Genomic DNA, 25,604 nt, shown 5'->3' on the forward strand with positions numbered 1-25,604 from the left:
TCGCACTCGCGCCGGCGGCGTTGTTGTGCCTGCGCCGCGCCGCGCGCGACAAGGTTTGGTACATAGCGGTACGTGCGTGGGGTTACCCAGCGCTGCGTTGCTGACCAGAATGTGTGCGTTTTCACGCGCTTGTCATATTTGATGAAATCAGGAGCAGGGGCGGCTGCCCGTTTGTTTGCCAAGGACCTGGCGGCCTCGTGGACGTACCTGCCGATTGCGCTGTTGGCCTGTGGGATAATGGCCGCGGTGGCGTGGATCGGCTTCGGATTCACCTACGGCGCCAGAGCGATCACTGCCACCGGGCTGCTGCTGGGGTGTGCGCTGTGGTTGCTGGGCCCTGGCCTGCGCAACCGCTGGTGGGGTGCGGCGCTGGCGGCCGGGCTGGCCAGCCTGCTGCTGGTCGGCAACGCCGCCAAGGTGGCAATGCTGCACGTCCCGCTGTCCATTGCAGATGCCCAGGCGCTACCAACCCTGCTTGCCACCCTGTCTGGTCGCCCCCTGCTGCTGGCGACGGTCCTCATTGCCGTGGCTGTCCTGCTGCCGCTGGCCAGCCTCCGTCCGCGCTGGCGCAGCCTGCTGACGCTGGCCGCGACAACCGCCTTTGTCGCCCTGCTGGCCACCACGGCCGACCTGCTGCGCCCGATTTCCCAGACCCTGCTGCCGGTGGGAATCGAAGAACTGAAGATGCCCAATGGCGAGATCGTGGAACTGCCGGGCCGCGAAGATCAGATCAGTCTGCTGCAGATGCGCGGGCCGCTGCTGTACCTGCTTGAAGACTGGCGGGTGATGCGCGAGGACATCCGCAAGGTTCCCAGCGCCGCCGAGATCGATGCGCTGGCGCTGCAGGCATGGCGCCCGGGCAGTATCGACGTGCATCGCAACGTACATGTCGTGCTGCTCGAAAGCGTCTGGGACATCACCCTCCTGGACCGCTACCGCAGCTCCCGCAGCCCGCTCGACCCACGCTTCCTGGCATTGTGGGAAAGCGCCGGGCGGCCGTACGTGCTGTCCCCGGAAATGGGCGGCGCGACCGCCAACGCCGAATTCGAAGCGCTGTGTGGCCTGCCCGCCCCGCGCAACTCGGTCGCGTTCGTCAATCTGATGCGCAATCCCTCGCCGTGCCTGCCTGCAATGCTGGCGCGCTTGGGTTACCGCACGGTGGCCAGCCACGCCAACCTCGCCAGCAACTGGAACCGGGTACGCGCCTACGACAATGCCGGCTTCGATCTGTATCGACCGATCAGCGCTTTCGAACTGGATGATCTGGAAGGCGGGCTGCTGGCCGATGGTTCGTTCTTCCGGCAGAACCTGCAGTATCTGGATGAGAATCGGGCCGAGGGCCCGCTGTTCAATTACCTGGTGTCTCTGTCCTCGCACTGGGGGTTTGTGCGCAATACCGAACGCCGCCCCGATCTGGTGACGATCAGCCCGGCCGATGCGCCGGTGCTGCAGGCCTACGCCAATGCAGTGGCCTACACCACCAAGGCGTTCATGGACTGGGCCGAAGCCATCCTGGTCCGCGATCCGGACGCGCTGATCATTGCCTTCGGCGATCACTCGCCATCGCTCGACGTGGATCCGGACCCCTACACCGCCGTGAACAGTGCTGACAAGTCAGCCTTCGACAACCCGGCAACCCGGCGCCGGGTCGGCATCAGCCGCACACCGCTGTTGATCCTCGACGGCAGCCGCGGTGCCCTGCGCACGGGCACTGACATACCGATGTACGAACTGCCCGGCCTGATCGGCCAGCTGCTGGGCAACGCGGCCCTGCTGCCACAGTCGGCCCAGCGTGGCCCGATGACACTGCGCCCGTTCCGTGGGCACCTGCTTGCCGGCAACGACGGCAGCTGGACCGACTGCGCCGGCCGCGACAGTGCACCTCGCACCCCCACCTGCAATGCCGCCTGGAAGCAGTTCGACCAGTTGCGCGCCCTGCGCCAGGACATCGTCCTCGGTAATGGCCACTACCTGCGCGCGCAGCATGCCAAGGCGTTGAGCGTACCCCGCCTGGTTCCGATGGCGCTGGAAGCACGGCATGCCGACTGTGAGTTCGAGGTCGAACAGTGGGGCCCGCAGCAGGCCATGCCGGGACAGGGATTCAACCTGCAGCCCGACGGCTCCAGCGCCATGTGGTTTGCGATGAAGCATCTGCGCGGCACGCCCCAGGTGAAACTGGGCACTGTCGTCGGTGAGGCCAACGCGGGCGAACAGCTGCTGACAGCCGCCTTCGCCCCCGCCGCCATCGCCGGCCTTGCCGGCCCGACGCCGGTCACCCTGACCTGCCCCGGCCAGCCGCCGGTGCAGGTGGGCATGTTCGACGTTTCCCCCGGCCCGCAACCGGCTCCGCCTACGGCCGCCGACGCGTGCAGCTTCAGCGTCGACCAATGGGGCCCGCGTACGGGCACCGCAGCACAGGGCTTCAATCTGCAGCCCGACGGCAGCAGCGGTGTGTGGATCACCATGAAGCAGCTGCAGGGTCAGCCGCAGGTGCGTATCGGCACCGCCACCGGTGCCAGCGCGTATGGGAATCTGCTGGTCACTGCGGCCTTCAGCGATCCCGCGCTGTTCGCCAAGCCAGCCGCATTGCAGGTATCGATCGCCTGCCCGGGGCAGACCGCCGTGAAACTGGGCACCATCCAGCTTGAGGCCAACCACTGACACAGCTGTGCGGTACCTGAACGCGCGGCCCCGGCGCCTTTCGGGCAAAGATGAGGCGTCAACGGTGTGGGACAGCCGGTAAAGCTATAATCGGCGACTGCCGCCACTGATCGTCGCGCGGGCGGATGCCGGGGCACGCCAATGCCCGTGCATCGCGTCAGCGGCCGAGATGGGGACATTCACGTGCCGAGGCAGGGCGCCCAAGGATCCCTCTACGCCATGACAGAAGCGACGCCCTCTCCGCCGTGTGGTGGAGAACTCCCACTGGAAATCTCGGTCGTGGCGCCTGTCTATGGCTGCCAGGGATGCCTGGAAGACCTCGTGGACCAGGTCGAGGCCGCGATCGCAACACTGGGCGTCAGCTTTGAAATGATCCTGGTCGACGACGCCAGCCCCGACGGCGCCTGGGCCCGGATCGCCGAACTGGCCGCTACCCGGCCCTGGCTGCGCGGCCTGCGCCTGTCGCGCAACTTTGGCCAGCATTCGGCCATTTCGGCCGGCATAGAACACGCACGTGGTCGTTGGACGGTAGTGATGGACTGCGACCTGCAGGACGTTCCCCGCGAAATTCCCGCGTTGTACCGCAAGGCCAACGAAGAACAACTCGATGTTGTGTTCGCACAACGCCTGGAACGTCAGGACAAAGCGCTCAAGCGGCTGTCTTCGTGGGCCTTTTTCGGTCTGCTGGGTTGGCTCACCGGCGTACCGCAGGATCCCAGCACGGCCAACTTCGGCATCTACCATCGCAAGGTCATCAATGCGGTATGCAGGATGCCCGAACGCGACCGTTCGTTCCCGTTGATGGTCAAGTGGGCCGGCTTCCGTACCGGCAAGCTGCCGGTCCAGCACCAGGCCCGTACCGTGGGCGAAACCTCGTACACCCTGCGCAAGCTGCTCACCCTGTCGACCAACATTGCGCTGGGCTACTCGGAAAAGCCGCTGCGCATGGTGGCCGGCACCGGGATTGCCTGTTCGCTGGTCGCCTTCGTGCTGGTGGCGCTGAGCCTGCTGCGCTGGTGGGACGGTGATATCGAAGTGGCCGGTTACACATCCATCATCGGCTCGGTGTGGCTGATCGGCGGCCTGGTGATGTTCTGCCTGGGCGTCGTCGGCCTGTATGTCGGCCAGGTGTTCCGCAATGTGCAGAAGCGCCCGTACTACATCGTCGCCGACGCGGTGAACGATGCACAGGAAGCCCGATGAACCTGCACATCGACAACGGCGAAGGACGGATCACCGCGCGCCTGACCCCCTGGGACGAGCGCGCCCTGGGCTTCGTCACCGCAGAGGTGACCGCACTGGACGTCGTCACCTCGGCACATGCAGCGCCATTGCTGGTCGAACTCGAGCGTTGGTGCGCCACCCACTCGGTGCACTACCTGTTCGGCCGCATCGATGCCACACAACCGGTGGCCAAGGCGGTCCTGCTCCAGCACGGATTCGCCTTCGTTGAGACCTCATTGACCGTTTCGCGCAGCGGCTTCGCCAACCTGCCCCAGGTTCCGCGCGGCATGCTGCCGACGCTGCGTCCCGCGACCGCTGGCGATGTGACCGAGCTGCGGCAGATTGCCGCCAGCGACTTCGCGCACGGCCGCTTCCTGGAAGATCCCGCCATCGATCCTCAGCGGGCCGCGTTACGCACCGCCAACTGGATCGAAGACATGGTTACCGGGGGCCTGGCCTACGTGGCCGAATCGCGCGGCCGCGTCATCGGCTTCCATGCCGAACGGGTTGCTGCAGACCGCAGCAATTGCGAACTGCTGTTGACCGGCGCTTCAGGCCCTTACGCCATGCTGGCCCTCCCGTTGTGGATCACCGCGCTCGAGTCGTTGGGCGCGCGTGGCATCCCGCACTGCACGACCCTCGTTTCCGCCGCGAATACGGGCATCATCAATCTGTATGCCCGGCTTGGCTTCCACTTCAACAGCACCCTGTTTGGGTTCAGGAAATTCCTATGAACGATACCGTTACCGAAGATCAGGTCGTTGCCGTATTCGCCCGCGTGCTGGGCATCGCCGCCGACAGCGTGAGCGACGATCTGCGTTACAACACCATCCCGCAGTGGGATTCGATCGCCCATATGTCGGTGGTTGCCGCACTGGAAGAAGCCTTTGGCGTGATGATCGACATGGATGAAGTGATCGACATGAGCTCGGTGGGCAAAGCGCGCGAAATCCTGCGCAAGCACGGCGCAGCCGTTTGAGCATGGCCGGCGCCGCACCCGTCATCCTGGTCACCGGATCATCGCGCGGCATCGGTCGCGAGATCGCCTTGCAGCAGGCCTCGCGGCAGGCGCAGCTGGTACTGGTGGCCCGCGATGGAGAGGCACTGGCCGGGCTGGATGCACAGATCCAGGCGCTGGGTGCGCCGGCTGCGCTCTGTGCCGCGCTCGACCTGACCGATGCCGATGCCATCGCGGGGCTGTTCAAGCAGATCTTCGCCCGCTTCGGCCGGCTGGATGGGCTGGTCAACAATGCAGGTGTGCTGCACGAAGGCCTGCTCGGCATGATCCGTGCCGAGGACATCGACCAGGTCCTGGCTGTCAACGTCAAAGCACCGCTGATGGCAATGCAGTACGCCTCGCGGCTGATGGCGCGTGCCGGCAAGGGCAGCATCGTCAATCTGGTCTCGATCATGGGCGTCAACGGTGCCGCCGGGCTCAGCCTGTACGCCGCCAGCAAGGCCGCACTGGTCGGCGCCACCCGCTCGGCCTCCAAGGAACTGGCCCCACGTGGCATCCGCGTCAACGCGGTCTCGCCGGGCTTCATCGATACCGACATGACGCGCGGCATGCCGGAGGCCGCGCACGCCAAGCGTGTCGCGTCGATTGCGATGGGACGCGCCGGCACCCCTGCAGAGGTGGCCGAACTGGTCGGCTTCCTGCTCAGTGATGCCTCCGCCTATGTCACCGGGCAGGTAATTGGCATCGACGGACAAATGGTGGTCTGAATGCCGTTCTGGAACCTTGAACAACACGGGTCGCAGATCGCGCTGATCGATGGCGGGCAGACGCTGGACTTCGCGTCGCTGGCCCACCTTTCCGACCAGTACGCCGCGCGGCTGCCCGAAGGACGCGGCATGGGCCTGCTGTGCATGCCCAGCCATACCGAGGCCGTGGCGCTTTACCTGGGCGCTCTGCGCAGCGGGCGCCAGGTTCCATTACTGCTGCAACCCGACACCGATCCGGAACTGCTGGCAGCGCTGGTTGTGCATTACCAGCCTGACTGGGTCGCCGCCACGGGTCCTGCGCCGGATGGCTACCAGACCGTGCATCAGGGCCAGGCGCTGGCCTTGCATCTGCGCGGCGCGGGCCCGGTCAACGAAGTACCACACGCCGATCTGGCGCTACTGCTGAGTACGTCCGGCAGTACCGGCTCGTCAAAGCTGGTGCGATTGTCTGCGGCGGGTCTGGACACCAATGCCAACGCCATTGTCCAGTACCTGGGCCTGCGTGCCGATGATCGTGCGATCACTACGCTACCGCTGGCTTATTCTTTCGGCATGTCCATCCTCAACAGCCACCTCGCCGCTGGCGGCTCGGTGGTGCTGAGCGAGGACAGCCTGATGACCCGGGAGTTCTGGGACAGCGCCCGTCGCCACGGCATCACTTCGTTGTCCGGCGTTCCGGCCACCTTCGAGATCCTGCGGCGCATGGGTCTGGCTCGCCTGCAGCTGCCCAGCCTGCGCATGCTGACCCAGGCCGGCGGCCGCCTGCGCGATGAACTGGTCGCCCATTTCGCCGAATCCAGCCAGGCCCATGGCCTGGAGTTCTTCGTGATGTACGGACAGACAGAGGCCTCTCCGCGCATCAGCTATGTTCCGGCTGCACGCATCATCGACAAGGTCGGCAGCATCGGTGTACCGGTTCCTGGAGGCCGCATGGAAGTGGATGCAGCGAGCGGCGAACTGGTCTATTCCGGCCCCAACGTGATGATGGGCTATGCCACCACGCGTGCCGACCTGGCCAAGGGTGACGAGCTGAAGGGAGTGCTGCACACCGGTGACCTGGCCCGCGTCGACGAGGACGGTTTCCATTACATCACCGGACGCGCCAAGCGCTTCCTGAAGATCTCCGGCAACCGGGTCAACCTCGACGAAGTCGAGGCCATGCTGTCGGCAGTGCTGAGCCAGCAGATCGTCTGCTCGGGCAGCGATGACGATCTGGTGGCCTTCAGCCACGGTGCCCAGGTCGCCGAGCAGGCGCAGGTACGCCAGCTGGTGCAGGAACGCTACAAGCTGTTCGGTGGCCACGTCCGTACCCTCCATCTGGATGCGCTGCCCCTGATGGCCAGCGGCAAGGTGGATTACCAGAGTCTCCGGCAGATGGCCGGACAAGGAGCTGCAAGGTGACCCTGCCTGCCACGCCGGCTGCCAACGCGGCCGCTGCCCTGGAAGTCGATGTCTTCGGCCTGGACCGCAGCCAGAAGCGTTCCTGGCTGCTGGAAGGCCTCAATCGCCTGACCCGCCACCATCAAGCGCAGTGCGCGCCGTATGCACGCATCCTCGACGGCCTGTGGCCGGCCGACGATGCGGCCAGTCTGGAGCAGGTGCCGTGGTTACCGGTCCGCATGTTCAAGCTGCTGGACCTCAAGAGCATCGACGACGACAAGGTGTCGCGCACACTGGTGTCCAGTGGCACCACCGGCGCTGCGGTTTCCCGCATCTTCCTCGATGCCGACACCGCGCGCGCGCAGACCCGCGCACTGACCCGCATCTTCTCCCATTTCGCGGGCAGCAGGCGCCTGCGCATGCTGGTGGTCGACGACTCCAGCTTCCTGCGTGATCGCAGCCGCTTCAACGCGCGCGCCGCAGGCATCCTCGGCTTCTCCAATTTCGGCCGTGACCATCTGTATCTGCTGGACGAAGACCTGCAACCGGACTGGACTGCACTGGAGCAATGGCTGCAGGCACATCCAGATGAGCCGGTGCTGCTGTTCGGCTTCACTTTCATCGTCTGGCAGTCGTTCGTGCAGGCAGCGCGCCGTGATGGCCGACAGATCCGCTTCCCGGCCGGCAGCATGCTGGTGCACGGCGGCGGCTGGAAGAAAATGGACGAGCAGAAGGTCGACAATATTGCCTACAAGGCCGCACTGTCGCAGACCTTTGGCATCGAACGCGTTCACAACTACTACGGCATGGTCGAGCAGGTCGGCTCGATCTTCTTCGAATGTGAACATGGACACCTGCACGCGCCGGCCTACGCCGACGTGATCGTTCGCGACCTGCAGGACCTGCATCCGGTGCCACATGGCACCACCGGTGCGATCCAGGTACTGAGCCTGCTGCCCGAAAGCTACCCCGGCCACAGCCTGCTGACCGAAGATCTTGGCGTGATTCATGGCGAGGACGACTGCGCCTGCGGCCGCCCCGGCAAGCACTTCGCCGTGCTGGGCCGCATCAAGAACGTGGAAATCCGCGGCTGCAGCGATACCCGCACGGTACCCAACGCATGACCAGACTGCTCTTCTCGATCCACCCGGACGCCACGCTGGATGCGGAACTGGCGCGCCTGTCGGCACTGCCACCGCTGCTGCCGTTCAGCGCGCCACTGCGCGAGTTCGTTGCAGATTTCTCCCGCCGCGTATTCACGCTGCCGCAGCTGCGCCAGCATCCCGAGCTGGCCACCCTTGCCCACTGGTTCCGCGGCGCCGCGGTCAACCAGCTTTCGCAGCGCATCGGAACGCGCCCGACCGAGCTGGATCTGGCCCGCGGACTGGTCTTCCATCTTGCTCCGGCCAACGTGGACGTCCTGTTCGCGTACGCCTGGCTGATGTCGGTGCTGTCAGGCAACACCAATGTGGCCCGCCTGTCGCAGAAGCAGAGCACCCAGCGCGATGCGCTGGTCTCGATCCTGCATGACATGCAGCATGAAGGCCTGCATCCGCAGGTGCTGGAACGTGCGGTACTGTTGACGTATCCGCATGACGATGCGATCACCACGGCGATCTCCCGTCACTGCCATGCGCGCATCATCTGGGGCGGCGACGCCACGGTCGCCAAGATCCGTTCATTGCCGATCGCGCCACTGGCTCTCGAGCTGGCCTTCCCGGACCGGTTCGGCGTGGCGGTCATGCGCGCAGGCACGCTGGTCGAAGCCAACGATGCCGATCTGCAGGAACTCGCCCATCGCTTCTGCAACGACGTGCTCTGGTTCGGCCAGCAGGCCTGCTCTTCGCCGCGCACCCTGTACTGGGTTGGTGACGAGGCAGAGACCGCAGCGGCCAAGGCACGTTTCTGGCCGGCGGTACGCACCCAGGCCGCCAGCCTGGACGACGAACCCGCAGCGCTGATGGCCCGGGTGACCGATGCCAACCTGCTGGCGGCCACCGGGCATGGCGTGCACTCCGCCGATGCCATCGGCCTGTATCCGCTGCGCCTGGAGGCCTCGCGTGCCGATGGCGGGATCCGCGAGATCCAGTCTGGCCACGGCCTGGTGGTGGAGATCGAGCTGCCTACGCTGGATGCGTTGGCGCCACAGCTCGACGACCGCGACCAGACGCTTGTCCAGCATGGCTTCACGGCGTCGGACCTGCGCGGCTTCCTGTGCGGCCTCCGCAATCGTGCCATCGACCGCGTCGTACCCTTCGGCCGCGCCCTGGACTTCCATCCGGTCTGGGACGGCACCGACCTGCTCGATGTCCTTACCCGCAAGATCACCCTGCCTGCGACCTGATCCGATGAGCTACGTTTTCATTGCCCTGACCATCCTGCTGACCGTCTACGGCCAGCTCATGCTGAAGTGGCAGGTCAGCCTCAATCCCGGGGCGACCATCGACGGCCTGAACCCGCGCGCGGTCATCACCCTGCTGCTCAATCCCTGGGTGATCAGTGCGTTCGCGGCGGCTTTCGGCGCTTCACTGTGCTGGATGGCGGCCATCGGCCGGATGCCGCTGAGCAAGGCCTATCCCTTCACCGCATTGAGTTTCCCACTGGTGGCAACCCTTGCGGTATGGCTCTTCCGCGAGTCCTTCGACTCGCATAAGATCGCCGGCACCGCCTTGATCATCCTGGGCGTCATCGTCCTGTCTCGCTCCGGAGCCTGAACCATGTCGCAGAAGACCGATGGGTTGCACGCAGTGCTATCACACCCAGCGGTCTACGACCTGCTGCAGAACCTGCTGGGGGCCCGCCGCTCCCGCGCCCGGCTGATCCGCGATCACATACGGCCCCGTGCCGGTGACCGGATCCTGGACATCGGCTGCGGCACGGGTGAGCTTTTCAGCCAGATGCCCGATGGCCTGCACTACGTCGGCTTCGATCTCTCCGAAGCCTACATCCAGGCAGCCCGCCGGCGCTTTGATGGACGTGCACGCTTTGAGTGCATGGACGTGGCTGACTACCAGCTGGCCGGGGGCGAGCAGCAGCAGGCCGATCTGGTACTGGCCATCGGCATCCTCCACCACCTCGACGACGACCGCGCCCGTGCGCTGATGCGTACCGCGCGCGCGGCGCTCAAGCCAGGCGGCCGCTTCATCTCCCTTGACGGTGCCTATGTCGAAGGCCAATCAGCCATCGCGCACGCGTTGATCGCCCGTGACCGCGGGCAGAGCATCCGCACCCCCGACGCCTATCGGGCCTTGGCCGAAGCCGAATTCTCGGCGGTATCGGGCCGGGTCAGGGGCGATATGCTTTACGTACCCTACACCCACTACATCATGGAATGCGTGCGCTGAGCTGCGGCCCAGTCACGTTCAGGAGCAGCAGTGATTCCGTTCAACAAGCCGTACATGACCGGCCAGGAGCTGGTCAACATCACCCACGCCCATGCCAATGGTCATCTCAGTGGCGACGGCCCGTTCACCAAGCAGTGCCACGCCTGGTTGAACGAGCGTACCGGCGCTCAGGCTTCGCTGCTGACGCACTCGTGCACTGCTGCGCTGGAAATGGCGGCCCTGCTGCTGGACCTGGTTCCGGGCGACGAAGTGATCATGCCGTCCTACACGTTCGTTTCCACCTCCAACGCATTCGTGCTTCGTGGCGCGGTGCCGGTGTTCGTGGACATCCGCGCCGACACGCTGAACATCGACAAGACCCTGATCGAAGCGGCAATCACGCCTCGCACCAAGGCCATCTGCGTAGTGCACTACGCCGGCGTCTCATGCGAAATGGATGCAATCCTGGACATTGCGGCACGGCACGGCCTGGCAGTGGTGGAAGACGCCGCGCAAGGCATCATGTCCACCTACAAGGGGCGCCCGCTGGGCACCATCGGCGATCTCGGCGCACTGAGCTTCCACGAGACCAAGAACATCATTTCCGGCGAAGGTGGCGCGCTGCTGTGCCGCGACCGCCAGCATGCCGAGCGCGCCGAGATCATCCGCGAGAAGGGCACCAACCGCAGCCGCTTCTTCCGTGGGCAGGTCGACAAGTACACCTGGGTGGATGTGGGTTCTTCCTTCCTGCCCGGTGAGATCACCGCTGCATTCCTGGCTGCGCAGATGGACTCGGCCGAGGACATCACCCAGCGCCGCCTTGCTATCTGGGAGCGCTACCACCAGTGGGCGGCCGCGCACGAAGCAGAAGGGCGCCTGACCCGTCCGACGATTCCGGCGCACTGCAGCCACAATGCGCACATGTACTACATGCTGCTGCCGTCATTGGAAGCTCGCAGCCAGTTCATCCAGGAGATGAAGGCGCGGGGCGTGCAGACCGTATTCCACTACATCCCCCTGCACTCCTCGCCGGCGGGCACGACCTACGGTCGCACCGGCTCGCCGATGACCGTGACCGATGACATCAGCCAGCGGCTGGTGCGCATGCCGCTATGGATTGGCGTGGAACCGCAACTGGACGCGGTCATGGAGGCAGCCGACGCGGCACTGAGGCAGTACGCATGAGTGAGGCCCACAAGGCACCCGCCAGGCCGCTGACCCGGCCTGGCATCGGGTCGCTCGCGTTCATGCTGCGCGCGTTCGGCGTGCTGCTTGCAATCGCCGCCTCCTGCAACGCGCTGTTGTTCAGTGATGCTGTTGCTACACCGCTGGTGCAGTCCGATGCCTGGTATTTCCTGGAAAGTTTCCTGCCGCGCTACTTCGACGGCTCGCTGACTTTCCTGGACCTGTTCATGCAGCGCGGCGTGGGCGACCATGCACAACCGCTGCAGAAACTGGTACTGCTGTTTCACACCAAGTACTTCGACATGGACTTCCGTGTTGAAGGCCTGATCGGCATCCTCATCGGTATCGCCTGGTGCTGTGCCGTGGCACGTGAAATGCCACGCCACGCACTGGCCAGCCCGATGCGCAATGCCTACGCCTGGTTGTGCATCGGCCTGGTCTTCGCGCTGGGCCTGTCGCTCAACAGCTCCAATATCTTCACCTGGCCGCTGGCAACGCTTGGATACATCCCACTGCTGCTGGGCGCGTTGTATTTCTCGCTGGTGATGACCCAGCTGCAGCAGGCCCGCCCGTGGCTCGTGTTTGCTGCCACACTGCTGCTGGGGCTGTGTACCGACGAGATCGCGCTGGTCCTGGTGATCGCAACCGCGCTCGCCTGCGTGCCCCTGCTGATCGCCTCACGGCGTGACAAGGCAATCGCCCTCGTTGCTGCGGTGGTCGCCCTGATCCTGGTCCGGGGTTTCCTGTGGTGGGTTGCCATGCGGGCAGGCACGGGCGCCACCATGCTGCCCAGCCGTGGCCTTGCCGAATCACTGTTGACCGCCGATGCGCTGAAAGGATTGCTGATTCCGTTCTCGGACGGCCTGATCCATCTGGAACTGTTGTCGGCTCGATTCCCCAAGGCCACGCAGACAGCGGTCCTGGTCTGCGCCGGAGCCGTTCTGGCCCTGCAGGTGTTCTTCTGGGTGACCGTATTCGGCGCCTGGCGGAGACGTACCTACAACCGGACACTGGCGATGGCCACATTCCTGATGCTGGTCGCGTATGCACTGACCGCCGGCATCATCCTCAGCCGCGTGCCGGCATTCGATTGGAACTACCTGCATCAGCCCCGTTATGTGATGTCCTACCAGATCAATCTGGTCGCCATCGCGGTGATGTTCCACTACCGGCTGACCCGTTCCGGTACATCCGCGTCCGCGCCGGCTTCGGCGCACACATCACCCAAGGCCCGGTTCGTCGAGCAGGGCGCCATCCTGCTGCTGATCGCCGGCCTGCTGGCCGTGCAGTGGCAGGCATCGCGCTACAACTGGAAACTGCCGCATTACCTGATCCCCTACTGGCAGAACACCGCCCTGGCCATGCAGCGCCTGGCCACCGATCCGCGCACGCCGCCAACCGCCTGCCCCGACATCATGACGGTGTGCGGTTACCCCGAGGAAGAGCGGGTCAAGTTGATTTCGCTGCTGGTGGACAAGCAGCTGAACATCTTCTCCAACCGCTTCCAGATCCGGAACCGCCTGTATCCGTCACTGGCAACGGTGCCGGGTTTTGGCCCTGGGGCAGTACAGGAGCAGCGCTTCGATCATCGAATCGCTGGTGCGCCGGTCAATGCCTCGCTGCTGGCAGAGCCGCTTTCCGGAAGCTGCGCCGGTGGCACCTCCGCAGCGCAACCGGTTCGCATCCATTTTGAAACCCATGACCTGGCACCGTTCGGCGCCCAGTTGTGGGTCGATTCGATCGGTGCACAACGCACGCTGCTGGCCAGCACCGCTCCGGCGGAGCCAGCGCTGACCGTGGAGCATGCGCTCCCCGATCACTCGGTACTGTCATTGGTCCGCTCGGACAGCCAAGGGGTCCTGGCCCAGCAGCAGCTCGATCTGCCTTCTTGCACAAGCAGCTCCACGGCACACTGACGCTGAGCCACAACAACCCCGGCCGAAAAAAAGCCGGTGCGGACTTCACCGCACCGGCTTTCTTCAGTCTTCCTGGCGCTGCCCTTTCTCAGCGCGCCTCAACCACGTGCGCAGGCGGCTTGCGCTTCAGGCGCGACAAGGGGCGATCGATCAACACGACGATCAGCCAGGACAGCGCGACCGTGGCCGCGAACGCTGGCAGGAAGAAGGTCGTGAACGGGCGGGTAAATCCACAGGCACAGACGAACCAGGCTGCCACCGTGGTGTGGATCAGATAGATCGGATAGCTCAGATCGCCCAGCATCTTGTCCAGCTTGCCGCCACGTTGCTGATGCAGTGACACCACCATCCACGCCGAAAGCAACAAGGACGCATACAGGCCCCAGTCCCACGGCCAGCTCGGCACGAAGAACCAGACTGCTCCATGCAGCAACCAGGCCGCGCAGCTGATGGCCGGCATGCGGACTCGCGCCAGGGATTCACGGTAATGGCAGACCAGGGCGCCGGTCGCGAACGGCAGCAGGCAAGGCAGGAAGGTCGCGTAACGCTCACCGAAGCTGTCCTGATGGATGCCAAGCTTGAGATTGATAAGGGCGCCGATGACCACACCAAGTGCGGCTGCACCACGCGAGGTTGCCATCATCGGCATCAACAGATAGAAGCCCACTTCAATGGCCAGCGCATTCGCCACCGGAACCGGCAGGCCTCCGCGGGTAATGCCCGGGAACAGCGTGACTACGTAGGCCCAGTCCTGCAGGCCACGAGGCATGTGGAACTCGCCATTGATCGGGCGCAGGTCAATGCCGACACTGCCGTAGTACCAGAGCGTCAGCAGGCCCATGATCGCGGCCAGCCAATACAGCGGGAAGATCCGCATGAAGCGGTTGAACGCATACGCCTTCAGGCCGGTGCGATCAAAGCCGTACTTGGTGGTCAACACCAGCGTCATCAGGAAGCCGCTGAGCACGAAGAATGCCCATACCGCGTAGGCTGCATATCCATGCGGCATGTTCGACCACAAGTGGGACGCCGCGACCAATGACGCGAGCACGAACCGGCTTGCGCCGAATCCAAACACAGGCATTTTCAAGGAACTGCTCCAATGGGCAGGAAACGAGGACGCAGGGTCCGCATGCCATCAACGGGACGGGCAAGCGGTGGCTACCGCGCGAACAGTGGCAAGGGTATTGCCGTTGCCGTCACTGAAGGTCAATACCGAACCGTCATTGATCCATGGTCCGGTGGCCTCCGTGCCCGCAGCCGTACCTTCCACCCAGACCTTGGGTGTCTGCGTGAGGCTGCCAACCGTGATCTGCACGAAGGCGGCATTCGGAACCTCGGACTTCCACGCCACCTGCACTTCGGCGGACGCTCCGGCCGCGCCGCTGCAATCCAGCTTGAGCACCCTGGGTTCGACCACCATGCCAGCAACACTGGCATGGACCAGGTTCATGCCGGCAACGGACGCGTCGGTGACAGCAGCCTGCATGCCCGGCGCCTCGGACGTGGTTCCGACGGCTCCCGCGCGGCGGCGGCCAGCCTCGTCACAACAGGCCGTCAGGGCCAACGCCAGCACGCATGCCAGCAACGCGCGCGATTGAATCCCCATGCAGTGCTCCCTACCGATCGCCACCGGAGGGCGGCGGAAACGAGGCATTCTTACCCATGCGCACCACAGCGTAAAGCCCGCGTTCACGTCCCCCCGCAGGACCGACGATTGGCCACGTCCCCGCCAGCGTCAATGCGGGCGGGGACAGAACGGTGCCTCAGCGTGCCGCAATAGCGGCGGTCAGAATCCGCCGCAGTGCGTCATCGGAGTAATGCTGTGCAATAAATGCCCGGCCGCCATCAGACACCTGCTGCCACCGCGCATCATCGCCGAGCAACGACACAATCTGCGCGGCCATGCCTTCAGCGTCCTCAGCGGTGGGCATGAATGCCGTTGCATCTCCCAGGCCCTGCATGCCAATCGGCGTGGTCACGCACGGCAGGCCATTGCGCAGGCTTTCCAGCACCTTGCCCTTGACCCCTCCGCCGAAACGCAACGGTGCAACCGCCACGCGCGCGCGCCGGTACCAACCGGCCAGGACTTCGTCACTGACGTATCCGGTCACATCGATGCGTTCAGACGCCATCGCCTGGATTTCCGGACGCGGGCTGGAGCCAACCAGGCTCAACCGGACCGACGGTACCTGTGCCTGTACCCGGGGCAACACGTCGCTGACAAACCACTGAGCGGCGTCCACATTGGGCGCATGCGCGAAGCCGGCCACGAACAGGATGTCGCGGCGCTGCTCAGGGCCCGGCACATCAGCATCGGCAACAGGCTCATAGGCGTACAGCGGAATGGTCTCGGCGCGGGTCCCGGCCGATGGCGCATGGCTGGCCAGCCACGCACGTACATGGGTGGTTTCGTCCGTGGACGGATACAGCACCACGTCCGCCTGCTGCCAGAGGGTGTACTCGAAATCACGGAAGCGCGCGGCCTCACGTGCCAGATCGTCGTCCGGCTGCAGCTGCAACTGCTGCTGCATGCGCAGGTGATGGATGTCGTGCCCGTAATAGATGACAGTGGCCCGGCTATGGCGGCGCACGACGGCTACCAGCTCAGCCGACACATGTGGCCGGTTGAGAATCACCACGTCCAGATACTGGCCATTGGCGGCCATCCAGGCCTCGAACCCAGCCGCGCCAACACAGCCGCCCCCATGCATCACTTCGATGCCCTTGCGCTGCAATGGCGGCGCGTACTGGTCATCGTAGTAGGCATTGGCGGGCCAGAAGGTTACCTGGCATCCCTCTTCCAGCAGGGTATGCATCACCTGGCAGGTCGCGCGCGAGCCGGCATCACGGTCAGGCTGCGGAATATAGTGGTCCACCACCAGCACGTGGCGCTTGTTGCGCGAACGGTCCCGTGCCAGGAACACATGTTCGCCATTGGCGAACTGGCCCTGCTCCAGGATCGGCATCCAGCGCGCGAGGAACTTGTCGCGGTTGACCGCCTGCCACGCCTTGACTCCACTGCTCTCATCGGTGCCGCTGGACACGCCCTCGTAATGCACCACGACCGATGCCGGCTGCATGTAGACCTTCAACCCACGCTCGCGCACACGGAAGGCGATGTCGGTGTCTTCGTAGTAGGCCGGCGCAAAATGCTCGTCGAAGCCACCGAGCTCCTGGAACAGCTGCAGCGGCAGCATGATCGAGGCACCGGAGATGTAGTCGGCTTCCTTCAGATAGCTATAAGCCGGCAGGGTTGGATCCTGCAGGCGCCCGAAATTCCACGCGCTGCCATCTGACCAGACGATGCCACCGGCTTCCTGCAGGCGGCCATCCGGGTAGACCAGTTTGGAGCCTACCAGGCCGGCATCCGGATGCGACTGGAACACATCCACCAAAGCATCCAGCCAGCCCGGCCGCACTTCGGTGTCGTTGTTGAGCAGGTAGACGTAACGGCCCTTGGCCAGCGTCAACGCCTGGTTGCAGGAGCGCAGGAAACCGAGGTTCTCCGGATTGACGTGATAGCGCAGGCCCGGAATGCTGCCCAGTGCATCGATCCGCGCATCACCGGAAGCATCCTCCAGTACCAGTACCTCGAACGATACGCGTGCACCCACGCGTGCGATCGAGGCCACGCAGGCCAGGCTCTGCTCGTAGTTGCCGTAGGTGGGTATGACGATGCTGACGACCGGATCAACGACATCGGCAAAACGCAGGCTCTGTTGCACCGACTGCGGGTCGCGGCGTACTTCTTCCAGCAGCAGCCCATCCAGCGGCGCAGGAAGCGCTGCGCCCTGGCTCAGCAGCATGCGTTTGGCCATTGGAACGAAGGGCTTCATCAAGGGATGGCGAGCCAACCCGGAGTTGCGCAATGACTGCAATACTGCATGCCACTCCCCTCGCAGCACACGGCCCGCGAAGCGGATCGGCTTGGTGATGCGCCAGGAGCGGGAAGCGATCAGCGAGGCAGTCAAGGCCTGCAGCGACTCGAGCTCGGCTCGATACGACTCCAGTACCGCTGAGACGTCCTGCGGCTCTCCCCCCGCAGCCAGCCCCCCTACCGCTGCCGCTGCCGCTGCCGGCTGGGTGACCCCGGAACGCTGCATCAGCTGCTCGATCTGCGCATGCTGCTGCAGGGCGCCGCGGGCGGCATCGGTCAGACCGGACACGGCGTTGATCTGCTGCTGCAGGTGCGCGCGTGCATCCCAGATTTTGACCATCGCATTTTCCAGGCGGTCGGCCCTGGCCTTCTCGGCAGCCAGTGCATCCTGCTGCGCTTGTTGCTGCTCGCGCGCCGCATCGAGCTGGCCATGCAGTTGAGCCACCACGCCCTGCTCGCGTACCACATGGCCGCGCAGCTCACCGATTTCAGCATCCTGTGCCTGCGCCCAGCGCGCGACTTCATGATGATGGGCGTAGAGGTCTTCGGCTTCGGTATACAGGATGGACGCGGGCAACTGCGGCAACAGCGAGGCATCGGCCGCCGCCACAACCACGAAGTAGACCGCATCGGGAATGACGGCAGCACGCTCCTGCACGCCTTCCCCGGTATCGGTCAACGCCTGGTACACCGGCTGTGCCGGGCCATCATCGAGCAGGGTGATGGTCGAACAGACCGACATGCGGTGCCCGCACAGGCGCGAAGCAGGGAAATGCCGCGAGACCAATGCCTGGAACTCGCCCAGGTACAGCTCTTTCACGTGGTACTCGTTGTGGTAGCCAGCGCGGTCGGAGTAGACCTCCTTGTTCGGGGAGGACATGATCATCACGCCATCCGGCCGCAGCACGCGGCGGATCTCGGACATCATCTCTTCTTGCTCGTACAGGTGTTCGATCGTCTCGAACGAGATCACGACGTCAACACTGTCGTCGGGCAGCGGAATCGCTGCAGCCGACCCCTGCAGGTACTGCAGATTGGTGCGGTCGGCGTAGCGCTCCGCAGCGTGTGCAACGGCATCATGGGAAATGTCCACGCCCCTGACCGAACGCGCGCGGCTGGCCAGCATCGCGCTGCCATAGCCTTCACCGCTGGCCACATCCAGCACGTCCTTGCCTTCCACCAGGGGTAGGCACCACGCATATCGGTGCAGGTGCTCCTGGCGGATGACACCCTGTTCGGTGGGGACGAAACGTTCGCCGGTGAACTCGATCATCAGGATTCCTTGGTGATATCGATGGCCAGCATGGGCAGGCCCACCAGGCCGAAGCGCATCGTCTCGTCGATCGCGCGGAACTCCAGCGCGTCGTGGATCCAGTGCTGCTGGGTGTGATCGTGCTGGTCGCCGGAGGCCACCGCAGCATCGATCATGTAGGAGCCGGATGGCATCACCGGCATGCGGAACAGGAACGAGGCGACGATGCTTTCACCCGCCTGGCCGCCCACGGGGCTGTCCTTGCAGGCGAAGTAGCTGTTGTCGCCGAACAGGCGCTGCCCCAAGCGATCCTTGACGTAGAAGCCGACGATCACGCTGTCCAGCGCCTGCATCAGCTCGACACGGATGCGCAGGCGGACCAGCTCGCCGCCCTCGGCCATGCCCAGCGGCGCCCCCGCCTCATCGTTCAGCGCCACATCAACGATGCGCGCACCCTGGGCACCAAATTCCTGCCCTACATTGTCCGGATCGAACTGGAACAACGCGATGCGGTTGCTGGCGCCAGCGGCCTGCAGCGCCTCCAGGCGGAAGTCCGGCGCATCTGTGGCCAGGCGTTTTTGTTTCTTTTCGACCACCACGTCGTCCACGCCCGCCTCGCGACGGCCTACCACGTGCTGCTCGGTCATGTACGCTTCGATCACTTCCTGCGACGTGCCCGAAAGGCGCATCTGGCCGTGCTGCAGCCACACCGCGCTTTCGCACAGGTTGGTTACCGCGGCCGCGTCATGGCTGACGAACAGCAGCGTTCCGTTCTTCTGGAACTCGCGCAGGAAGCGCATGCATTTCTGCGAGAAGAAGGCGTCACCTACGGCCAGCGCCTCGTCGATGATCAGGATGTCGGCATCGACATGAGCAATCACGGCAAAGGCCAGGCGTACCGACATGCCGCTGGAATAGCTGCGCACTGGCTGGTCGATGAATTCACCGATGTCGGCGAAGGCCAGGATGCTGTCCATGCGCGCTTCAATCTGCGGCCGGGTCAGGCCGAGAATCGTGGCGTTGAGATAGACATTCTCACGCCCGGTGAATTCGGGATTGAAGCCGCTACCCAGCTCAAGCAGGGCCGCGACCCGCCCTTTGACTGTGATGCGGCCTTCGGTCGGGTTGAGGGTGCCGGCGATCATCTGCAGCAGGGTGGACTTGCCCGAGCCGTTGCGGCCGACAATACCCACCGTCTGCCCGCGGCGGATCGAGAAACTGACGCCACGCAGCGCCCAGAAATCCTTGTAGAAGGATTTGCGCTTGCCGGCCAGGGCCTGCAACAGGCGGTGCGAGGGGCGTTCGTACATGTGGTACGCCTTGCCCACGCCCTGCACATCGATGACGATGTCGCCGTCGGTCAGCTCAGAGGACATCGGCAAACCCCACGCGCAGCTTGTTGAACATGCGATGGCCCAGCAGAGCCACCGCGCAGGCGATCAGGGTGTAGACACCGAGGCCGGCCCAGTCGGGCAGGCGGCCCCAGATCACCACTTCGCGTACCTGGTCGATGATGAAGGTCAGCGGGTTCAGCTCGAACACGATGCGATAGCTTTCCGGCACCGATTCGACCGGCACGATGGCCGAAGACAGGAACAGCATCGCCGCCGCCATCACCCCGGCGAACTGGCCGATGTCACGCAGGTATACGCCCAGCGACGAGACGATCCAGCCCACGCCAGCGGTGAGGATCACAAGCGGGATGACTACCACCGGCAGCAGGATGGCCGTAGCCGGGATACTGCCCTTGATCGCCAGCTGCAGCAGCAGCAGCACCACCATGTTCATCAACAGGTGGAACAGCGCCGAGAAGGTCATGCTCCACACCAGGATGTCCAGCGGGAACACCACACGCTTCACGTAGCCGGTGTTGGCTACGATCAACTGCGGAGCGCGGGTGAAGCACTCAGCAAAGAACCCGTGCACGGTCAGGCCCGCGAACAGGATCAGTGCAAAGTCGGTGGTCGATCCGGTCGATCCCGGCCAGCGGCCTTTCATCACGAAGCCGAAGGCCAGGGTGTAGACCAGCAGCATCAGGAAGGGGCTGATCAATGACCACAACAGGCCAAAGCTGGCGCCACGATAGCGGCCCAGCACTTCGCGCTGGCTCAGTTCGAACGTCAGCGAACGATGCTTGCCGAAAACCGAGAGGATTCCCATCAGCCGGCCTGCTGCACCAGCGCCCGTTCCAGATCCACCTGCAGATCCCCCAGATCCTCCACGCCCACGCTCAGCCGCACCAGCGCATCGCTGATGCCCAGCTGTTCCCGCCGCGCGACCGGAATCGAGGCATGCGTCATCACCGCCGGGTGGTTGACCAGGCTTTCCACGCCACCCAGCGACTCGGCCAGGGTGAACAGCTCGGTCTTCTCGCAGAAGCGCTTGGCCGCCTCGAAACCGCCCTTGAGGACGATCGAGACGATGCCGCCGTAGCCGCCCATCTGGCGGGTCGCCAGCTCATGCTGCGGGTGCGACGGCAGGCCCGGGTAGATCACCTTTTCCACCGCCGGATGCTTTTCCAGCCACTGGGCCAGGGCCAGCGCGTTGGCGCAGTGCGCCTTCATGCGCAGCGGCAGGGTCTTCAGGCCACGCAGGGCCAGGAAGCTGTCGAACGGGCCCTGCACGCCCCCCACCGAGTTCTGCAGGAAGGCCATCTGCTCGGCCAGTTCGGCGTTGTCGCCGACCACGACCATGCCACCGACCATGTCCGAGTGGCCATTGAGGTACTTGGTGGCCGAGTGCAGCACCAGGTCCGCGCCCAGCTCCAGCGGGCGCTGCAGCATCGGCGAGGCGAAGGTGTTGTCGACCACCACGATCAGGCCGTGGCGCTTGGCGATGGCGGCCACCGCAGCGATGTCCACGATCTTCAGCATCGGATTGGTTGGGGTCTCGATCCAGACCATCTTCGTCTTTGGCGTGATGGCTGCCTCGAACGCGGCCAAGTCGGTCAGGTCGACGAAGCTGAAGTCCAGGCCGGCGGTTCGGCGACGCACACGCTCGAACAGGCGGAAGCTGCCGCCGTAGATATCGTCCATCGCCACCACGTGGCTGCCGGCGTCCAGCAGTTCGATCACGGTCGAGCTGGCCGCCATGCCCGAAGCGAAGGCGAAACCACGGGTACCGCCTTCCAGCGACGCCACGCACCGCTCATAGGCGAAGCGGGTCGGGTTGTGGGTACGCGAGTACTCGAAGCCCTGGTGCTCGCCCGGGCTGGACTGCGCATAGGTCGAGGTGGCGTAGATCGGTGGCATCACCGCGCCGGTGCTGGGGTCGGGCGACTGACCGCCGTGAATGGCCAGGGTAGCCAGGGCCAGCGCGCGGTCGGGCGAAGAGGAGTTGGACATGTCGTTTCCTGAATGGCGCCGACGTGCGGCGCCGTCAAAGGATCGGGAGTCTATCAGCGCAGCCTTAACGAGCTTTGACGCAAATAAACCGGAATTCAGTGGTGATCTGCAGCGATCAGCGGCTTACTGCACGCGACGGCGCAGATAGTTCAGCAGGTCGATACGGGTGATCAGGCCCAGGAAGGCATCACCGTCCATCACGATCGCCACCTGCCCGCGGTCGAACACCGGCAGCAGGGCCTCGATCGGCGACTTCACGTCCAGCCGGTCCAGCTTGCTGACCATGGCGGTGGCGACGGTGTCGCGGAAACGTGCCTCATCGCCATACACATGCAGCAGCACGTCGCTTTCGTCGACGATGCCGACCAGCTGGTCGCCGTCCATCACCGGCAGCTGCGACACGTCATACAGCTTCATGCGCTGGTACGCGGTGGTCAGCAGGTCGTTCGGGCCGATCACGACAGTGTCGCGCTGGCCGTACGGGCGCAGGATCAGGTCGCGCAGGTCGCCGTGCTGCGGGCGTTCCAGGAAGCCGTTGTCCAGCATCCAGTAGTCGTTGTACATCTTCGACAGGTACTTGTTGCCGGTGTCGCACACCAGCACCAGCACCTTCTTCGGCGTGGTCTGTTCCTTGCAGTACTTCAGGGCCGCCGCCAGCAGGGTGCCGGTGGACGAACCGCCCAGGATGCCTTCCTTGCCCAGCAGCTCGCGCGCGGTGTGGAAGCTCTCGGCGTCGCTGATGGCATAGGCCTTCTTGACGCGGCTGAAGTCGGAGATCGACGGCAGGAAGTCCTCGCCGATGCCCTCCACCAGCCAGCTGCCCGACTTGTCGTTCAGATTGCCGTCGTTGATGTACTCGGCCAGGATCGAGCCGACCGGATCGGCCAGCACCAGCTCGGTCTTCGGCGACAGCTTGGCGAAGGCGCGCGACAGGCCGGTCATGGTGCCGGAGCTGCCACAGCCGAACACGATGGCATCGAGGTCGCCGCCCATCTGCTCGAGGATCTCCGGGCCGGTACCGAATTCATGCGCGGCCGGATTGTCCGGGTTGCCGAACTGGTTGATGAAGTACGCGCCCGGGGTCTGCTCGGCAATGGTCTTGGCCAGATCCTGATAGTACTCAGGGTGGCCCTTGGCCACGTCCGAGCGGGTCAGACGCACTTCAGCGCCCATCGCCTTCAGGTTGAAGATCTTTTCCCGACTCATCTTGTCGGGAACGACCAGAATGAGCTTATAGCCCTTCTGCTGGGCCACCAGGGCCAGGCCCAGGCCGGTGTTGCCAGCGGTGCCCTCGACCAGGGTCGCGCCAGGCTTCAGGTCGCCGCGCTTCTCCGCCGCTTCGATCATCGACAGGCCGATGCGATCCTTGATCGATCCGCCCGGGTTGGCGCTCTCCAGCTTCAGGTAGAGCTCGCAGACGCCGGTGTCCAGGCGCTGGGCCTTGACGATCGGGGTCTGGCCGATGAGTTCGAGGACGGAAGAATGGATGGGCATTCGGAGGACTTTCGGTTCGCGCCGCGCAGGGCCGGACCGATGATTATCCGTCGGATGGCGATGAATGTCAGGTCGTTGCGCCGCGGGGCCGGAAGCCCGCAAAAAAGGGATGCGGACGGCCCCGGATCGACGAGGAGACCGGTGCCGCCCGCATCGGTGAGTTGTGCCTGAAGGCCAAGGCACCACCGCCTGTGGTGCCTTGGCGCGGCCGCCTCATCGGCGCGGCCGCGATGCCAGGGCAGGAGCCCCCGGCAGGGCCATCGATGGCCGGGTCACGCCGTTCCGGGCGCGACGATGTGCGTCAAAGCGTGGGGGACGTCGTTGGGAGCGGTGTTTCGTACATTCGCAGAAGACGTTGCTTGGCCAGCAGCTTCTCGCGCTTCATGCGACCCAGGGTGACATCATCGATCGGGAGTACACCCAACTCCGCGTCCATGCACTTCTTGTTCAACTTGCGGTGCTGGTCATGGAGTGCCCTGAACTCCGGATCACGCGCGCGACGGGCGTCGATCTCGCTCTGGGGCTGATCTTCAAACATGATGGACCTCCTTCGACAGATACACGAACGCCCCGGCCGAAAGGCACGGGGCGTTGTTCATGGAGGAGCGCCGGTCGATGGCCACCTGGACGCCTGCAACGACCTGCGGCACTGGCCTGCGCACGTCGATCTGCTGCGGTTCGCGCCCTGCTTGCATCGGCCCGGCCCTCCCATCGTCCGGTCCGCGGCATTGCGTCCCGGACGATTGACCCTACGCCTGCTCAAGGCGGGGTACAAGACCCCTGCGGCAAAAAGACCGAACCCCGCCGGGGCGGGGTTCAGGCTGAATGCTCATCGCAACGAAAAACAAACAATATCAAGCAATTACGGGGCGATGATGACCTCGGCCGAACGCGCCTGGGTGGAGGCCGCCTTCTTGCCAGCGAGCTGGATCCGGTTGCTGGCGACACCGGCCGCGACCAGGGCATCGCGCAGCGCTTCGGCACGCTTCTGGCCTACGCCGTTCGCGTTGTCGTAGGCCTCGATGCGCAGGCGGCCCTTCTTGCCGATGTTCAGGTATTCGGCCAACGCCTTGGCCTGGTTGCGGGCCCCGCCGGACAGGCTGGAGGCGCCGGCGGTGAACGCGTCACCACGGAAGGTGAAGACTTCGCCGCGACCATCGAACTTCGAGGCCGGCAGTTTCTGACCGGACACCAGCTCGGCTTCCTCGCGGGCCAGCTTGGCGGCGTTCTGCTGGGCGGCGCTGAGGCGCTGCTGCTGCTTGCCGGCCACGCTGGTCAGGGCGTTCTCGGCGTCCTGGCGGGCCAGGGTTTCGGCCTCGGCGGCCTGGCGCAGGCGCTCGGCCTCCTCCGCCTGCATCTGCGCCTGCATGCGCAGCTGCTCGGCTTCCTGGCGGGCGCGGGCGGCGTCGCGGCGGCTGGCCTCGATCAGCAGGTCGCTGCGGGTCCGCTCCAGGCGGTCGACCTCGCGCGCGGCCAGTGCGGTACGCACGGCGGTCTCGGCAATCTCCACCCGGCGCTCGGCCAGGTAGGTGGCCAGCTCCTGGTCGCGGCGCTTGGCCTTGTCCAGGGTGGCGATGGCCTGCTGGGCCTGCATGCGCTCGAAGGCGCCCAGCTCAGCGGTGTCGGGATTGGCCTGGATGGCCATCAGGCGCTGGCTCAGCTGCGCCACCATCGGGTTGTCGGCGGCCACGGCCAGGGGCGGCAGCGCCAGCAGCGCGGCCAGGGTTGCGGCAGTCATCGGCTTCACCGGCGGTCCTCCCCGGTCGACAGCTGGCGTTGCAGCTGGTTGACCTCGTTGCGGCGCAGCTGCAGCTGGGCGGTCACGGTGGCTTCCTCGCTGCGGACGCGGGCCAGGTCGGCATCGGCGGCGGCGCGCAGGGCGATCGCCGGGGCGTTCTTGCGCTCGCGGCGGTCGCCGGCAGCACGCTGGGCCTGCTCCAGCCCCTGCCGGGCCAGCCCGATCAGGTCCGGGGCGTACTGGTCGGCGTCGGCCTGGGTGGCCTTGTCGACCGCCTGCCGGGCCTGGGCCAGTTCCAGTGCGCCGTCCTGCGCCCAGGCGGGGGCAGACAGTGCGAATGCAAACGCCATCACATACAGGCCATGGCGCATTCGTGCGAAGCTAAGTCGTTTCATTGGGGAGGCCGTACCGGTTGTCGGTTCACGGCCATTGTCGTCAAGCCGACACCGTGCTGGCAACGGGCGTCGGCCGTTTCGTTGGGG

22 protein-coding genes are annotated in these 25,604 nt (G+C 65.0%); 12 read left to right on the forward strand and 10 right to left on the reverse strand.

From position 1 onward, the window contains the following. The first annotated feature begins 141 nt into the window (after positions 1-141). The 12 genes from N5D20_RS18725 to N5D20_RS18780 all read left to right on the forward strand — a co-directional run bounded on the left by N5D20_RS18725 (position 142) and on the right by N5D20_RS18780 (position 13,414). Positions 142-2,661 (forward strand): LTA synthase family protein, encoded by a 2,520-nt coding sequence (locus N5D20_RS18725; RefSeq protein WP_171953808.1) that lies wholly within the window; start codon positions 142-144, stop codon positions 2,659-2,661. A 279-nt stretch (positions 2,662-2,940) separates the two neighbouring features. Beyond that, complete coding sequence (locus N5D20_RS18730) at positions 2,941-3,864, forward strand: glycosyltransferase family 2 protein (protein ID WP_010480666.1); 924 nt, start codon at positions 2,941-2,943, stop codon at positions 3,862-3,864. Further along, positions 3,861-4,619, forward strand: coding sequence for a hypothetical protein (locus N5D20_RS18735; RefSeq protein WP_171953806.1), 759 nt, complete (start codon positions 3,861-3,863; stop codon positions 4,617-4,619). Before N5D20_RS18730 ends, N5D20_RS18735 begins: the two co-directional genes overlap by 4 nt. Further along, positions 4,616-4,864 (forward strand): acyl carrier protein, encoded by a 249-nt coding sequence (locus N5D20_RS18740; protein ID WP_010480664.1) that lies wholly within the window; start codon positions 4,616-4,618, stop codon positions 4,862-4,864. The genes N5D20_RS18735 and N5D20_RS18740 overlap by 4 nt, the downstream gene beginning before the upstream one ends. 2 nt (positions 4,865-4,866) lie before the next feature. After that, complete coding sequence (locus N5D20_RS18745) at positions 4,867-5,610, forward strand: SDR family NAD(P)-dependent oxidoreductase (protein WP_171953805.1); 744 nt, start codon at positions 4,867-4,869, stop codon at positions 5,608-5,610. Further along, positions 5,611-7,011 (forward strand): AMP-binding protein, encoded by a 1,401-nt coding sequence (locus N5D20_RS18750; protein ID WP_171953804.1) that lies wholly within the window; start codon positions 5,611-5,613, stop codon positions 7,009-7,011. Next, the gene (locus tag N5D20_RS18755) at positions 7,008-8,114 is read left to right on the forward strand and encodes an acyl-protein synthetase (protein WP_171953803.1); all 1,107 of its coding nucleotides are present in this window, start codon (positions 7,008-7,010) and stop codon (positions 8,112-8,114) included. The genes N5D20_RS18750 and N5D20_RS18755 overlap by 4 nt, the downstream gene beginning before the upstream one ends. Further along, a complete protein-coding gene (locus tag N5D20_RS18760; protein WP_171953802.1) occupies positions 8,111-9,334 on the forward strand; it encodes an acyl-CoA reductase in 1,224 nt (407 codons plus the stop codon). Before N5D20_RS18755 ends, N5D20_RS18760 begins: the two co-directional genes overlap by 4 nt. A 4-nt stretch (positions 9,335-9,338) precedes the next feature. Further along, positions 9,339-9,704, forward strand: coding sequence for an EamA family transporter (locus N5D20_RS18765; protein WP_010480655.1), 366 nt, complete (start codon positions 9,339-9,341; stop codon positions 9,702-9,704). Between the two features lie 3 nt (positions 9,705-9,707). After that, positions 9,708-10,334 (forward strand): class I SAM-dependent methyltransferase, encoded by a 627-nt coding sequence (locus N5D20_RS18770; protein WP_171953801.1) that lies wholly within the window; start codon positions 9,708-9,710, stop codon positions 10,332-10,334. Positions 10,335-10,364: 30 nt separating this feature from the next. Further along, positions 10,365-11,498, forward strand: a complete 1,134-nt coding sequence (gene rffA / locus N5D20_RS18775) for a dTDP-4-amino-4,6-dideoxygalactose transaminase (RefSeq protein WP_171953800.1) — start codon at positions 10,365-10,367, stop codon at positions 11,496-11,498. Next, complete coding sequence (locus N5D20_RS18780; RefSeq protein ID WP_171953799.1) at positions 11,495-13,414, forward strand: hypothetical protein; 1,920 nt, start codon at positions 11,495-11,497, stop codon at positions 13,412-13,414. The genes rffA and N5D20_RS18780 overlap by 4 nt, the downstream gene beginning before the upstream one ends. An 88-nt stretch (positions 13,415-13,502) precedes the next feature. On the opposite strand, the gene N5D20_RS18785 is transcribed toward N5D20_RS18780, so the two are convergent. The 10 genes from N5D20_RS18785 to N5D20_RS18830 all read right to left on the reverse strand — a co-directional run bounded on the left by N5D20_RS18785 (position 13,503) and on the right by N5D20_RS18830 (position 25,493). After that, positions 13,503-14,498 carry an acyltransferase gene (locus N5D20_RS18785; protein WP_343236706.1) on the reverse strand — a complete coding sequence of 332 codons (996 nt, stop codon included), beginning with the start codon at positions 14,496-14,498 and terminating at the stop codon, positions 13,503-13,505. A 54-nt stretch (positions 14,499-14,552) separates the two neighbouring features. Continuing rightward, positions 14,553-15,023, reverse strand: coding sequence for a hypothetical protein (locus N5D20_RS18790; protein ID WP_279914825.1), 471 nt, complete (start codon positions 15,021-15,023; stop codon positions 14,553-14,555). 157 nt (positions 15,024-15,180) lie between these two features. Then, on the reverse strand, positions 15,181-18,567 hold the full coding sequence (locus N5D20_RS18795; RefSeq protein ID WP_279914826.1) for a glycosyltransferase: 3,387 nt from the start codon (positions 18,565-18,567) through the stop codon (positions 15,181-15,183). Beyond that, complete coding sequence (locus tag N5D20_RS18800; RefSeq protein ID WP_279914828.1) at positions 18,567-19,922, reverse strand: ABC transporter ATP-binding protein; 1,356 nt, start codon at positions 19,920-19,922, stop codon at positions 18,567-18,569. The genes N5D20_RS18795 and N5D20_RS18800 overlap by 1 nt, the downstream gene beginning before the upstream one ends. After that, positions 19,912-20,706, reverse strand: coding sequence for an ABC transporter permease (locus N5D20_RS18805; RefSeq protein WP_010480643.1), 795 nt, complete (start codon positions 20,704-20,706; stop codon positions 19,912-19,914). Before N5D20_RS18805 ends, N5D20_RS18800 begins: the two co-directional genes overlap by 11 nt. Beyond that, positions 20,706-21,890 (reverse strand): cystathionine gamma-synthase, encoded by a 1,185-nt coding sequence (locus tag N5D20_RS18810; protein WP_279914829.1) that lies wholly within the window; start codon positions 21,888-21,890, stop codon positions 20,706-20,708. Before N5D20_RS18810 ends, N5D20_RS18805 begins: the two co-directional genes overlap by 1 nt. 123 nt (positions 21,891-22,013) lie before the next feature. Further along, complete coding sequence (locus N5D20_RS18815; protein WP_054170948.1) at positions 22,014-23,384, reverse strand: pyridoxal-phosphate dependent enzyme; 1,371 nt, start codon at positions 23,382-23,384, stop codon at positions 22,014-22,016. A gap of 301 nt (positions 23,385-23,685) precedes the next feature. After that, a complete protein-coding gene (locus N5D20_RS18820; RefSeq protein WP_005407964.1) occupies positions 23,686-23,922 on the reverse strand; it encodes a YdcH family protein in 237 nt (78 codons plus the stop codon). A gap of 324 nt (positions 23,923-24,246) precedes the next feature. Beyond that, positions 24,247-25,131 carry a hypothetical protein gene (locus N5D20_RS18825; RefSeq protein WP_010480632.1) on the reverse strand — a complete coding sequence of 295 codons (885 nt, stop codon included), beginning with the start codon at positions 25,129-25,131 and terminating at the stop codon, positions 24,247-24,249. Beyond that, positions 25,128-25,493, reverse strand: coding sequence for a DUF4398 domain-containing protein (locus N5D20_RS18830; RefSeq protein WP_010480631.1), 366 nt, complete (start codon positions 25,491-25,493; stop codon positions 25,128-25,130). Before N5D20_RS18830 ends, N5D20_RS18825 begins: the two co-directional genes overlap by 4 nt. Between the last annotated feature and the right edge of the window lie 111 nt (positions 25,494-25,604).

This window comes from Stenotrophomonas sp. GD03877 (genome assembly GCF_029840555.1).
Classification (GTDB): domain Bacteria; phylum Pseudomonadota; class Gammaproteobacteria; order Xanthomonadales; family Xanthomonadaceae; genus Stenotrophomonas; species Stenotrophomonas geniculata.

Excerpts from the sequence above, each read along its gene's own strand:
- N5D20_RS18725 (WP_171953808.1), top strand. The coding sequence starts at position 142 with ATGAAATCAGGAGCAGGGGCGGCTGCCCGTTTGTTTGCCAAGGACCTG.
- N5D20_RS18735 (WP_171953806.1), top strand. The coding sequence starts at position 3,861 with ATGAACCTGCACATCGACAACGGCGAAGGACGGATCACCGCGCGCCTG.
- N5D20_RS18740 (WP_010480664.1), top strand. The coding sequence starts at position 4,616 with ATGAACGATACCGTTACCGAAGATCAGGTCGTTGCCGTATTCGCCCGC.
- N5D20_RS18745 (WP_171953805.1), top strand. The coding sequence starts at position 4,867 with ATGGCCGGCGCCGCACCCGTCATCCTGGTCACCGGATCATCGCGCGGC.
- N5D20_RS18750 (WP_171953804.1), top strand. The coding sequence starts at position 5,611 with ATGCCGTTCTGGAACCTTGAACAACACGGGTCGCAGATCGCGCTGATC.
- N5D20_RS18760 (WP_171953802.1), top strand. The coding sequence starts at position 8,111 with ATGACCAGACTGCTCTTCTCGATCCACCCGGACGCCACGCTGGATGCG.
- N5D20_RS18765 (WP_010480655.1), top strand. The coding sequence starts at position 9,339 with ATGAGCTACGTTTTCATTGCCCTGACCATCCTGCTGACCGTCTACGGC.
- N5D20_RS18770 (WP_171953801.1), top strand. The coding sequence starts at position 9,708 with ATGTCGCAGAAGACCGATGGGTTGCACGCAGTGCTATCACACCCAGCG.
- N5D20_RS18780 (WP_171953799.1), top strand. The coding sequence starts at position 11,495 with ATGAGTGAGGCCCACAAGGCACCCGCCAGGCCGCTGACCCGGCCTGGC.
- N5D20_RS18785 (WP_343236706.1), bottom strand. The coding sequence starts at position 14,498 with ATGCCTGTGTTTGGATTCGGCGCAAGCCGGTTCGTGCTCGCGTCATTG.
- N5D20_RS18790 (WP_279914825.1), bottom strand. The coding sequence starts at position 15,023 with ATGGGGATTCAATCGCGCGCGTTGCTGGCATGCGTGCTGGCGTTGGCC.
- N5D20_RS18795 (WP_279914826.1), bottom strand. The coding sequence starts at position 18,567 with ATGATCGAGTTCACCGGCGAACGTTTCGTCCCCACCGAACAGGGTGTC.
- N5D20_RS18800 (WP_279914828.1), bottom strand. The coding sequence starts at position 19,922 with ATGTCCTCTGAGCTGACCGACGGCGACATCGTCATCGATGTGCAGGGC.
- N5D20_RS18805 (WP_010480643.1), bottom strand. The coding sequence starts at position 20,706 with ATGGGAATCCTCTCGGTTTTCGGCAAGCATCGTTCGCTGACGTTCGAA.
- N5D20_RS18810 (WP_279914829.1), bottom strand. The coding sequence starts at position 21,890 with ATGTCCAACTCCTCTTCGCCCGACCGCGCGCTGGCCCTGGCTACCCTG.
- N5D20_RS18815 (WP_054170948.1), bottom strand. The coding sequence starts at position 23,384 with ATGCCCATCCATTCTTCCGTCCTCGAACTCATCGGCCAGACCCCGATC.
- N5D20_RS18820 (WP_005407964.1), bottom strand. The coding sequence starts at position 23,922 with ATGTTTGAAGATCAGCCCCAGAGCGAGATCGACGCCCGTCGCGCGCGT.
- N5D20_RS18830 (WP_010480631.1), bottom strand. The coding sequence starts at position 25,493 with ATGCGCCATGGCCTGTATGTGATGGCGTTTGCATTCGCACTGTCTGCC.